We start from the raw sequence: 12,207 nt of genomic DNA on the forward strand, positions 1-12,207 counted from the left end.
ATTCGCGCCGGTGAAGGCCGGGCACCTCCAGACTATAGTTCCGCCGTCAGGCATCCTAGCTTCCCGGAGGTTCGGCCCCGCGACGGGCGCCCGGTGCGCCCAGCCCGCACCGGTCCCACGCCTCGCCGAAAAGTCCATCAATAAGACAAAGCAACAGCAATAAGGGAATATATAACTATGAAGGCACGCATTCTGGTGGTTGACGATGACGAGGCGCTCGCAGAAATGATCGGCATTGTCCTGCGCAACGACGGCTTTGAGCCCGTCTTCTGCGCGGACGGCGGACAGGCTCTGGACGTCTTTCGCTCGTCAAAGCCCGATCTGGTGCTCCTTGATCTGATGCTCCCGGGAATGGACGGCATCGAAGTATGCCGGCAGGTCCGCTCTGAGTCGGACGTTCCGATCGTCATGCTGACGGCCAAGTCGGATACCTCCGACGTGGTCAGGGGACTGGAATCCGGTGCCGACGATTACGTGCCCAAGCCCTTCAAACCCGCGGAGCTCGTTGCCCGCGTGCGGGCGCGCCTGCGCCCCGGCGACCAGAAGGCGCCCGAGACGCTGCGCATCGCGGACATCACGATCGACGTCGCCGGCCACCTCGTGAGCCGCGGCGACGAGCGGATTTCACTGACTCCGCTCGAGTTCGATCTCCTGGTTGCCCTGGCACGCAAGCCCTGGCAGGTATTCACCCGTGAACTGCTTCTCGAGCAGGTCTGGGGCTACCGGCACGCGGCTGACACCCGGCTGGTCAATGTCCATGTCCAGCGACTGCGGTCCAAAATTGAACGTGATCCGGAAGCTCCGGAAGTTGTATTGACGGTTCGTGGTGTCGGCTACAAAGCAGGGTCCTGAACCCCAGGGCCAGAATCCCCCAGAGACGCCCGCGGGATCCGGATCCGGACCCCACGGCAACACTTCCGCGGCGGAAAACGCCCGGGACGGCGTCCGCAATCCCGGCCCCCGTCCTGCCCCCGAACACACCGACGCCTTTGGCGCCGGGCTCGCGAGGCTGCCGTCGCAGGCCCGGATTTGGCAACGCCGCGGACTCATCGTCCTGCTGCGGGTCGCCCGCCTGGTGCGCACCGGCGTCGACCGCATCTTTCCCGGCATCCGTTATCTGCTGCATTCGCTGCAGCGGCGCTGGCGCCGGTCGCTGCAGTTCCGCACTGTCCTGACCACCCTGCTGCTGTCCATCAGCTCCTTCGCGATTGTGGGCGCTTACCTGTCCAACCAGATTGCCAACAACCTGTTTCAGGAGCGGCTGACCCAAGCGGAGTCCGAGACCCGCTACAACGTCAAGCAGGTGCAGGACACGTTCGACGGCGCCCAGGTCACCGACCAGTCCAGCGTGATCACCCTCGTCTACGACACCCTCAACGCCGTAGAGGGCAAGGGCTCGGTAATCCAGCGCCGCTACGTGTTTGAGGCGATGCCGGAGCAGACCAAGCCCCGCAACAGGTGGGTGGAGTCGCGTGCGTCAGACCAGCTGACCATCAGCGTCATCCCTCCGGACCTCCGGGCAGCGGTGCAGGATTCCGGCAAGGAACAGTTCTGGGCGTCCACGGAGTTCCCGGTGGGGACCGAAGACCGGCCGGGCATCGCCGTCGGCAACAAGGTGACGTTCAACGGCACTGTTTATGAGCTGTATCTGATCTACGACCTCAACACGGCGCAGCAGACGCTGAACGAAATCCAGAACGTCCTCTGGGCCGGCGGCGCGGCCCTCATCCTCATGATCGGCGCCATCGCCTGGTACGTCACCCGCAATGTGGTTAGCCCGGTCAGCCATGCCGCCGTGGTGTCCGAAAAGCTGGCGGCAGGCCAGCTGCAGGAACGCATGGTGGTCAAGGGCGAGGACGAGGTGGCGCGCCTGGGTGCCTCCTTCAACCACATGGCCGCAAGCCTGCAGGAGCAGATCACGCAGCTGGCCACGCTGTCCCAGATGCAGCAGCGGTTCGTGTCCGACGTGTCCCACGAGCTCCGCACGCCGCTGACCACCGTCCGGATGGCCGCCGAGGTGCTGTACGACGCCCGCCACGACTTTGACCCCATTAATAAGAGGTCGGCGGAACTGCTGTACAACCAGGTGGAAAGGTTCCAGTCCCTGCTGGCGGACCTGCTGGAAATTTCCAGGTTCGACGCCGGCGTCGCCATGCTCGACGCGGAGGCGACGGATATCGTCCAGCTCATCTCGCATGTGATGGAGGGAGCGGCCCCCGTCGCCGATGAGTATGGCTCGAAGATGACGCTGAATGCTCCGGAAGGCAGCGTCGTGGTGGAGATGGATTCCCGGCGTATTGACCGCATTCTGCGGAACCTGATCCTGAACGCTCTCGAGCACGGCGAAGGCAGGCCCGTCAACATCTCCGTCGCCTCCAATGGGGACACTGTCGCCGTGACGGTAAGGGACCACGGAATCGGCATGAGCCCGGCCGAGGCGGCCCGGGTGTTCGACCGCTTCTGGCGCGCCGACCCTGCCCGGGCCCGCACCACCGGCGGCAGCGGGCTGGGCCTCTCCATCGCTACCGAAGACACCAAACTGCACAACGGGTGGCTGCAGGCCTGGGGGAACACCGGCGTCGGCTCTAACTTCAGGCTTACGCTGCCGCTTAAACAGGGCGGAACCATTCCAAAATCCCCGCTGCCCCTTGAACCGGCAGACGTGGGACTGCGCAGCCCCGGCGACCACACCGTACTTGTCCGGGGCATGGGAGCCACTGCTGCATCGGAGGACTCCACTGCTGCAGAAGACACCGTTGCGGCAGAAGACACCGTTGCGGCGAGTGACCCCGCGGCGGTGAGGGGCCCGGCTGCGGCAGCGGGCGCTGCTCCGGCCGAGGCGGCTGAAGGCCGGGCTGCCGTGGCTGGCACACCGGAGGCAGCGCGTGCAGGGGAGCGTTCATGAGCCGGGTGCGGCCCGCGGCCCGCGGGCTTGCCGCTGGGCTGCTGGCCGTCATGCTGCTGTTCCTGGCATCGTGCGCACAGATCCCGCGCTCCGGGCCCGTCGGAAAGAGCACTGACGAAAGCGCCGGAAATCCCAACGCGCCGGTGTTCTTCCCCGTCGCGCCGCGCACCGGGTCCAGCCCCGAAGCGGTCATCGAGGATTTCTACCTGGCAGGAAGCGGGTACGAGGACGACTATGCCGTGGCGCGGCAGTACCTCACCCAGGCTTCCTCCGTTGCGTGGAAGCCGGACCTGCGGACACTCGTGTTCCGCTCCGAGCGCGTGGTGAAGACCGGCGTCGAGGGCGTCTACAACTATGAACTGGACGTCGCTTACTCCGTGGATTCCGACGGCGTCGCCACCCAGATGCCGGAAGGAACCAAGGAAAACATCCCTGTAACCCTGGTCCAGGTTGACGGCGAATGGCGCATCTCGAAGATCCCGGACGGCACCGCCATTCCCGAGGAGACCTTCAAAGTCATATATGGGGCCTACCCCATATATTTCTACGACCCCACCTTTACCTACGCGGTCCCGGATGTCCGCTGGTTCATCAAGAAGAAGACGGTGAAGGCCATGACGAGCGCCCTGCTCGGCGGACCCGCCCCGTATCTTAAGGGCGCCGTCGTCAGCGCCTTCCCCTCCGGAATGAAGCTTGCCAGGGAGTCCGTGCCCGTAGTCTCGGGCGCAGCCCAGGTGGACCTGTCGGCCAAGGAGCTGACCGAGGCCTCCACCGAGGACCGGCTCAGGATGCAGACCCAGCTGGCACTCACGTTCCGCAGCCAGCCGGACGTCATCAACGTGGAGCTGCGGGCCAACCAAGACCTTGTCCGGGTGGAGGACAACGGTTCGGTCCTGCCGCCGGTCCAGAACAGGAACGTCCCCGCCCGCCAGATCGCTGTCAGTAACAACGAGCTGGTGCGGTATGAGAACAACAGGGTGTCGCCGCTGCCCGACATGCAGCCTGTGGCGGCGCTGAAACCGCGTTCGCCTGCCGAGTCGCCCGTTTCGCAGACGGTGGCGTTCCTGAACAGCAGCCGAAGCACCCTCTATTCGATGGTGCCCGGGCAGCCTGCGCGCGCCCTGACTACCCGGAGCACGTTGACGCATCCGTCGTTCAGCCTCCATGACTGGCTGTGGACCGCCGGCCCCGGAGCGCAGGGCGTCACCGAGATCACGGCCTTCCGTCCCACCGGCGTGGCCCAGGGCGCACCGGTGCCCTCTGTCTCGCTGACCCCCTCCTGGCTAGCCGGCCGCAACGTCAAGGATTTCCGGGTGTCCCGGGAAGGTGTCCGGGCGCTGGTCATCTCCGAGCAGAACGGTGAAACACGGGTCCAGGTGACGGGAATCATCCGCAGTGCCGACGGCACGCCGAAGGAGCTGACGGCGCCCGTCACCCTGCAGTCCAGCGGAAAACCGGACCAAGGCGTGTGGGTGAACGACACGACGGTTGTGGTGATGAAGGGTGCGGCGATTTCCAACGTGACCCCCGAACTGCTCTCGCTCACCTCCTCCCAGCCGCAGAAGCTCGCACCCTGGCCGGGGCTGGTGGCGCTCAGCGCGGGTAACGGCCCCGAAGAGATCTATGCACAGTCCGCGGACGGCATCTTCCAGCGACTCGGCAACGGGTGGTCGGCGCAGTTGAAGGGGCCCACGGACCCGTCCTTCCCCGGCTGACCCTCCCGGCATTTCCGCGGGAGTGGTTCCGGCGGGCTTTATCCACATGGAGGAGGCCCGGCCTTTCGCGGACCAGCCCGTTGCCGGAACCTTGGAGAGTGGGGAGTCGACGGACAGCAGGCGGGAAGGGCAACCCGCACGCGGACCCGCAAGGGGACCCGCCCGGACGCGCGCGGCGGACTTCGGCGGATCCCGATCTTGTCGCCCAGCCCCGTTGGCACGCCCGCCACCGCGGGCAGCACCCGCAGCGACTCCTGCAGGCCTTGGACCTGCTGGAGGGGGCCGCCGCGGACATCGTGGCCCTGGCTCTGCCCGTGGAATGTGTGTGCTGCGGAAAGGAGGATCTGGCCCTGTGTGCCGGCTGCGAGCGCAGTGTCCGGATGCTCACCCGCCGGCCCTTCCGGGCGGAGACCGCGGCCCCGGCGCTGATGGACACCGACGGTTCGGTTATCCTTCCCGTCGTCGCGGCCGGCATCTACCGCGAGGAACTCTCACAGTCGATTCTTGCCTTCAAGCGCCACGGGCAGGGGCAGCTCCGGAGCGTGCTGGCGAAGGCACTCGCCGGCGCATTGGCCGCAGCGTGCGCGGAAACGGACGCAATTTTCCTCGTTCCGGTCCCCACCAGGGGGAGTGCGTTCCGTAAACGCGGGTTCAGTCCCGTTCATCTCCTGCTGGCTGGCGTCCGCCGCAGCAACCGGGACGGGCACGCGGAGTGCGTGGACGCATTGCGCAAAGTCAGGAACCCCGGGACAGGCGTGGGCCCGGCCGGAGGGCAGAAGGGGCTCGGCAGGGGAGACAGGTCCCGACGGGTCCGCGGTTCCATGCGCACGGTGCGGGACGCCCGCGGACGCTCCCTGCGGGGCAGGCAGTGCATCATTGTCGACGACGTCCTGACTACCGGCGCCACGCTTGCGGAAGCCGCGCGGGCGGTCCACGAGGCAGGCGGGATCGTGCGCGGTGCCGTTGTCCTTGCCGTCACCAGTGCCCCCGATGCGGCGGCCTCCCGGGGTGCACCGGGCGTCCCGCGGCCTAGCGGAGACATAGAAAAAAATAAACTGCGAAAGGATGAATAACTTGATGCTATGAACTAACGTCGGATATGGGTACCAAGATCAGTTGTACCTTTCGATAGCGGCTCGGAAAGGGGCTCGACTGTCAATCAGATCGTCCCCGGGAAGTGCCGCCGTCGTGTCACCGAAGTCATTTGGAGGGCACCATGGAGTTCATGATCAGCGGACGAAATCTGACGGTCTCGGACCGATTCCGCGAATACGCCGGCGAGAAGATCTCTAAGATCGAATCGCTTGGGGACAAGGTCCAGAGGGTCGACGCGAAGGTTTCCAAGGAAACAAATGCGCGGCAGACCGGTGACCAGCTCACGGTTGAAGTGACAGTCCTGGGCCGCGGCCCCGTGATCCGTGCCGAAGCAAGCGCCGCAGATAAGTTCGCCGCGTTCGACCTCGCCTACAACAAGCTGCTTGAGCGGCTGCGCAGGGCCAAGGACCGCAAAAAGGTCCATCACGGCCGGCACACGCCCAAGGCGGTGCGCGAGGCAACTGCAACCCTGGAGCCGGCGAGCTCCAACCAGCCGATCTACGTGGAAGCGAGCAATAACACCCAGCCTGCTCCGGAAACGGCTGAGAAATCGCCGTATGACGTCGACAACGACATCCCCGCCGGCGACTCGCCGGTTCTGATTCGCCGCAAAGTGTTCCCGGCCGCGTCCCTCACCCTTGACGACGCCGTGGACAACATGGAACTTATCGGTCACGACTTTTACCTTTTCGTGGACAAGGCCACGAACGCACCATCGGTTGTGTACCGGCGCCGCGGCTGGACGTATGGGGTCATCACCCTGGACCATTACTGCGAGCCCGGCGAGAACACGCATGAGGAGAAAATTCTTGCGTACCGCTCGGACGATGCGGCCGCAACTGCCTAAGATGGTGCCCAGGCAACGAAAGGGCTGACATGGGTGCATCGCTGAGCCTCTCGCAGGCCCGGCGGATTGCACTGGCAGCCCAAGGACTGGACAAAGGACGGCCCGCCGGCCCCGTGACCCCACGGGCGGTGGGCCGGACCTTTGCCCGGATACAACTCGTCCAGATCGATTCAGTCAACGTTCTCGCCCGGAGCCACTTCCTGCCGTTCTTTTCCAGGCTGGGCGACTACGACCGCGCCATCCTCCAACAAATGGCAGGCAAGCACCCGCGGCGCATGATGGAGTACTGGGCCCACGAGGCAAGTTACATCCGGCCTGAGCACTTTCCGGACCTGGTGGTGTGGCAGAACCGCAGGTGGGTGGGGGCTGCCGGGATGGACCCGGCACTGCGCTCCGGTGTGACGGGCAGGGTCCTGGAGGCTCTGGCCGCTGGCAGGCCGATGACGGCCGCCGAACTGACCGCCTCGCTCGGGCACGTCGAGGACCGCAAGCACGTGAACTGGGGCTGGAACTGGAACGCCGTCAAACGCGTGCTGGAGCACCTGTTCGAAGAAGGGGTGGTCTCGTCAGCGTCACGGACAGACCAGTTCGAGCGGCAGTATGCCCTGACGCGCCAGGTCCTGCCCGGCCATAACCTCGAAACGGCACCGGAGCCCTCAGCCGCCATGGACAGGCTCATCGATGCGGCCGCCCAGGCTCACGGGATCGGGACTCTTCGGTGTTTCGCGGACTACTTCAGGACGCCGGTAAAGGCGGCGGCGGCATCGGTTCAGCGGCTGGTGGACGCCGGGCGCCTGGAACCGGTGACCGTGGCGGGCTGGGACCGGAAGGTGTACCGGCATGCGCAGGCCCGGCTGCCCCGCCGGGCAGAGGGCCGCGCGCTGCTGAGCCCCTTTGATTCGCTGGTCTTTGAACGGCGCAGGCTGGAAGAGCTGTTCGGGTTCCACTACCGGATCGAGATCTATACCCCCGTCGCCAAGCGCCGCTTCGGCTACTACGTGCTTCCGTTTCTGCTCCGTGACCGCATCGTGGCCAGGGTGGACCTGAAGGCCGACCGGGCCGCCGGCCTTCTGCTTGCCAAGGCGTGCTTCGGTGAGCCGGACGCTCCGGCGGACACCGCCGTCGAACTCGCTGCCGAACTGCAGCTGATGGCCGGCTGGCTGGGACTGGACGGCGTAGCCGTCTCGCCGGCGGGGGACCTTGCGCCTGCGGTTGCCGCCGCCGTCAACGGCTATCCGCTGTGAGGGAACAGGGGCAACGTGCCGTGTGTCTCTCCCGTAGACTAAATCACGCCAGAATTCGGCAGCATGAGACTGGGAGCAACTTCACGTGGCATCACTAATCGAAAAAATTCTCCGCACAGGTGACAAAAGGCTCCTGAGGCAACTGCGGAACTATGCTGATTCCATTAACGCCCTTGAAGATTCGTTCCAAACCTTTACGGATGCGGAACTGCGTGAAGAAACAGATCGTCTCCGGACGCGCCACCAGGATGGCGAGAAGCTAGATGATCTCCTCCCGGAAGCCTTCGCCGCCGTGCGTGAGGCGTCCTCGCGCACGCTCGGCATGCGGCACTTCGACGTCCAGCTCATGGGTGGCGCTGCCCTGCACATGGGCAACATCGCCGAAATGAAGACCGGTGAAGGCAAGACGCTGGTGGCCACTGCTCCGGCCTACCTCAACGCCCTCACCGGCAATGGCGTGCACGTTGTCACCGTGAACGACTACCTCGCCGAATACCAGTCCGAACTCATGGGCCGTGTCTACCGCTTCCTGGGCCTGACCAGCGGCTGCATCCTCGCCAACCAGGACCCGTCAGTCCGCCGCGAGCAGTACGCCGCCGACATCACCTACGGCACCAATAACGAATTCGGCTTCGACTACCTGCGCGACAACATGGCCTGGGACAAGACCGAACTGGTGCAGCGCGGCCACAACTTTGCGATCGTCGATGAAGTGGACTCCATCCTCATCGACGAGGCCCGTACCCCGCTGATCATTTCCGGTCCGGCCCAGGGTGACACGAACCGCTGGTACAGCGAGTTCGCCAAGGTCGTTATGCGTCTGCAGCCCGAGAAGGACTACGAGGTCGACGAGAAGAAGCGCACCGTCGGCGTGCTCGAAGGCGGAATCGAAAAGGTTGAGGACTACCTCGGCATCCAGAACCTCTACGAATCCGCGAACACGCCCCTGATCGGCTTCCTCAACAACGCCATCAAGGCGAAGGAGCTGTTCAAGCGGGACAAGGACTACGTCATCCTCGACGGCGAAGTCCTCATCGTTGACGAGCACACCGGCCGTATTCTGGCCGGCCGCCGCTACAACGAGGGCATGCACCAGGCGATCGAAGCCAAAGAGGGCGTCGAAATCAAGGCTGAGAACCAGACCCTGGCCACCGTGACCCTGCAGAACTACTTCCGCATGTACGACAAACTCTCCGGCATGACCGGAACGGCCGAGACCGAAGCCGCCGAATTCATGAGCACGTACAAGCTCGGCGTGGTGGCCATTCCCACGAACCGCGACATGCAGCGGAAGGACCAGTCGGACCTGGTGTACAAGAACGAAGTCGTGAAGTTCGAGGCCGTGGTCCGGGACATCGCCGAACGCCATGTGGACGGCCAGCCGGTCCTGGTGGGTACCACCAGCGTCGAAAAGAGCGAGTACCTATCCCGGCTGCTGGCGAAGGAGGGCATCAGGCACGAGGTCCTCAACGCCAAGAACCATGCCCGTGAAGCTGCCATCGTGGCCCAGGCCGGGCGAAAGGGCGCGGTCACCGTTGCCACCAACATGGCCGGCCGCGGCACGGACATCATGCTGGGCGGAAACGCCGAGTTCACCGCCATCGCCGAACTCGCACAGCGGGGACTTGACCCCGAAGAAAACTCGGACGAGTACGAGGCCGCCTGGCCCGGGGCCCTGGAAGCCGCGAAGAAGGCCGTCAAGGACGAGCACGAGGAAGTACTGGGCCTGGGCGGCCTGTATGTGCTCGGAACAGAGCGCCACGAATCCCGCCGCATCGACAACCAGCTGCGCGGCCGCTCCGGACGCCAGGGCGACCCCGGCGAGTCCCGGTTCTATCTCTCCCTGACCGACGACCTCATGCGCCTGTTCAACTCCGGCGGCGCCGAGCGGCTGATGAACAGCTCCGTGCCCGACGACGTTGCGCTGGAATCCAAGCTGGTCTCGCGGGCCATCGCCTCTGCCCAGGGGCAGGTCGAAGGCCGCAACGCCGAGCAGCGCAAGAACGTCCTGAAGTACGACGACGTCCTCAACCGCCAGCGCGAAGCCATCTACGGGGACCGCCGCCGGATCCTGGAAGGCGATGACCTCCACGAAAAGGTGCAGTTCTTCCTTGAAGACACCATCAATGCCCTGATCGACGAAGCAACCGCCGAGGGCAACGGTGACGACTGGGACTTCGACCAGCTCTGGACCAACCTCAAGACGCTCTACCCCGTCACCGTGACGCCGCACGACGTCATCGACGAGGCAGGCGGCAAGTCGCGTATCACCGTGGAGTTCCTGCGGGAAGAAATCATGTCGGACGCCAAGCTGGTGTACCAGGCCCGCGAGGAAGCCATCGGCCCCGAAAGCATGCGTGAACTCGAACGCCGCGTGGTCCTTTCCGTCATCGGGCGGAAGTGGCAGGAGCACCTCTATGAGATGGACTACCTCAAGGAGGGCATCGGCCTGCGGGCCATGGCGCAGCGTGATCCGCTGGTGGAATACCAGCGTGAAGGATTCACCATGTTCCAGTCCATGATGGAAGCCATCCGCGAGGAAAGCGTCGGCTTCCTCTTCAACCTCGAAGTGGAAGTCACCCCGGCCGAGGACGTCGTGGTGGCCGATGCCGCCGGCGGCCACACCGAACACCACGAGCCGCAAATCCGCGCGGCCGGTCTTGAGGCGCCGGAGAAGCCCGCCCAGCTGCAGTACACCGCACCCAGGGAAGACGGCGGAGCCGAGACCCGGATCGAGGGCCGGGCGGCCGGCCGTTCGGGCAACCCCGCCAAGGCAGCCTCGCAGGACCAGCGCGACGGGAAGAAGAAAAAGCGCTAACACCGCAATATGACAGCAAGGGACCGGAGCCGCTTGGCGGCTTCGGTCCCTTGCTGTGTTGGCATCAGCCAATCTCGAGGGCAGTCACGCGCCAGACGTTCTTGCTGCGCTCCAGCCGAACGGCGACTGCACGGACGCGCAGTTCGTCGCTCACCACCGCACTGGCCTCGTAAATGTCCGGAGCCACCTCACAGGCGTGGACGGAGCGGACAGATGCATTGCGGTGAAGCAGTCCCATTTTCCGGGGAGCCCGGGCAGTTACCCGCCGGGTAAGGGCGGCCCGGTGCTGCAGCACGGTAAGGCAGCGCTGGTCCAGCCGGCGTGCCAGCTGGTGGATGGGCCGTGTTCCCGCCAGGACTTCGATGGCCGCCTGGACCGTGGCTCTGGTGATCGCGCAGATTTCGCGCGCCTCGTCGCCAGTGTCGCTACCGGCCGCTGGCCGGGCTTCCACCGGGCGGATGGGTGTTCCCGGGCGTGCCGGAGCGGGGGCTGGCACCGGCACAAGGGCACTTCCTCCTGCGTACCGTATTGAAGTTACTGCAGTCATGATTGGGTCCTTCGGTAGAGGCTGGCTTCGGCAGACCATGAGGGTCCGTGGGGCCGCGGGGAGTGACAGGGCGGCGCGACTCGGTACCGGTGATCGCGGAGCGGTCGTCGGATGGAGCGTTGACAGGCGGGTCGCCAGAAAGCGGTTCTCACCTGTGGCGCAGAAGAAGCTCGGGGGCCCGGCGCCACTTACGGCGGGGGCGGCGGGCTGAGGAGCTGGCCCGGGAGGAGGACGTTGGGATCGGCTCCGATGACAGCACGGTTGGCCCGGTACCAGAGCGGCCAGCGGGCGGCAATTTCAACCTCTGAAGCACCGGGTCCCAGCTCCCGGGCGGCGATGGTCCAAAGGGATTCGCCGGCCCGGACCGGAACCTCCCGTAGTGCACCGGCAGAATCCGCCGCTGCTGCCCTGGACGGCAATGAGGTCAGGAGGCGCGGCTCCACGACCGGGACGCGGGGCTTCCACTGAGGCTGAACGTCGCCGGTGGCGGCGGCCGTGCTTCGCGTGAGGCGGGTGTCTGCCGCGTGACCGCGGGGTGGATCGCTTTGCTGGTCAGCCAGGGGAGCCCACCCTGCGGACAGTGACGATCCGTGGACCGAAGTGGAGGGGGCGGCGGAGAAGGCATCGGCGTGGGCCAGTGGTGCACCGAGGAGCTGCACACCCACGGCGGCCATCGCCAGCCTGCGCATGAAAACAGGGCTGAACCGTCCCGCGGTGCGCGCGGCAGCGTGGTGCCCGGACCGTTCGAGGACTGCCGATGCCAAGGCTACAGCCAAGGACAGCAGCCACCAGGCGATGACTGCCAGGCCGGCCGCCAGTGCGAGTACACCCAGCAGGTCGTCGAAGAGCAAGGTCTGCCGACGTGCAGCGGACCGGGTCCAATGGTCGACCAAGCCCGCGCCGACGCACGCCAAAAAGAAGCCGAGTCCCAGGATGACTGCCGCCAGGGCGGCTTCTGCCCTCACCGGACGCTGTACCACTTCCCCCATGATTCCCCCCAAGTATGCTGCTTGATGCACTTTGGTGTAGTTTGATC

9 protein-coding genes are annotated in these 12,207 nt (G+C 65.5%); 7 read left to right on the forward strand and 2 right to left on the reverse strand.

Annotation, left to right across the window (positions count from 1 at the left end):
* The first annotated feature begins 177 nt into the window (after positions 1-177).
* The 7 genes from mtrA (at position 178) to secA (ending at position 10,624) form a co-directional block, all read left to right on the forward strand.
* Positions 178-852 (forward strand): MtrAB system response regulator MtrA, encoded by a 675-nt coding sequence (mtrA, locus tag AC1DFE_RS01385; protein ID WP_476904133.1) that lies wholly within the window; start codon positions 178-180, stop codon positions 850-852.
* A gap of 157 nt (positions 853-1,009) precedes the next feature.
* Positions 1,010-2,905, forward strand: coding sequence for an MtrAB system histidine kinase MtrB (mtrB, locus tag AC1DFE_RS01390; protein ID WP_476904373.1), 1,896 nt, complete (start codon positions 1,010-1,012; stop codon positions 2,903-2,905).
* Positions 2,902-4,620, forward strand: coding sequence for an LpqB family beta-propeller domain-containing protein (locus tag AC1DFE_RS01395; RefSeq protein ID WP_476904134.1), 1,719 nt, complete (start codon positions 2,902-2,904; stop codon positions 4,618-4,620). Before mtrB ends, AC1DFE_RS01395 begins: the two co-directional genes overlap by 4 nt.
* A 263-nt stretch (positions 4,621-4,883) precedes the next feature.
* On the forward strand, positions 4,884-5,693 hold the full coding sequence (locus AC1DFE_RS01400) for a ComF family protein (protein WP_476904135.1): 810 nt from the start codon (positions 4,884-4,886) through the stop codon (positions 5,691-5,693).
* Between the two features lie 143 nt (positions 5,694-5,836).
* The gene (gene hpf, locus AC1DFE_RS01405) at positions 5,837-6,562 is read left to right on the forward strand and encodes a ribosome hibernation-promoting factor, HPF/YfiA family (protein ID WP_476904136.1); all 726 of its coding nucleotides are present in this window, start codon (positions 5,837-5,839) and stop codon (positions 6,560-6,562) included.
* Between the two features lie 29 nt (positions 6,563-6,591).
* Complete coding sequence (locus AC1DFE_RS01410) at positions 6,592-7,806, forward strand: winged helix-turn-helix domain-containing protein (protein ID WP_476904137.1); 1,215 nt, start codon at positions 6,592-6,594, stop codon at positions 7,804-7,806.
* 85 nt (positions 7,807-7,891) lie between these two features.
* Positions 7,892-10,624: a preprotein translocase subunit SecA gene (secA, locus tag AC1DFE_RS01415; RefSeq protein WP_476904138.1), complete on the forward strand. Its 2,733-nt coding sequence runs from the start codon at positions 7,892-7,894 to the stop codon at positions 10,622-10,624.
* A 64-nt stretch (positions 10,625-10,688) separates the two neighbouring features.
* On the opposite strand, the gene AC1DFE_RS01420 is transcribed toward secA, so the two are convergent.
* Both AC1DFE_RS01420 and AC1DFE_RS01425 read right to left on the reverse strand, forming a co-directional pair.
* Positions 10,689-11,171 carry an Rv3235 family protein gene (locus AC1DFE_RS01420; RefSeq protein ID WP_476904139.1) on the reverse strand — a complete coding sequence of 161 codons (483 nt, stop codon included), beginning with the start codon at positions 11,169-11,171 and terminating at the stop codon, positions 10,689-10,691.
* A 188-nt stretch (positions 11,172-11,359) separates the two neighbouring features.
* The gene (locus AC1DFE_RS01425) at positions 11,360-12,160 is read right to left on the reverse strand and encodes a LysM peptidoglycan-binding domain-containing protein (RefSeq protein ID WP_476904140.1); all 801 of its coding nucleotides are present in this window, start codon (positions 12,158-12,160) and stop codon (positions 11,360-11,362) included.
* Positions 12,161-12,207 lie beyond the last annotated feature (47 nt).

This window comes from Arthrobacter sp. 05T423, assembly GCF_056396245.1.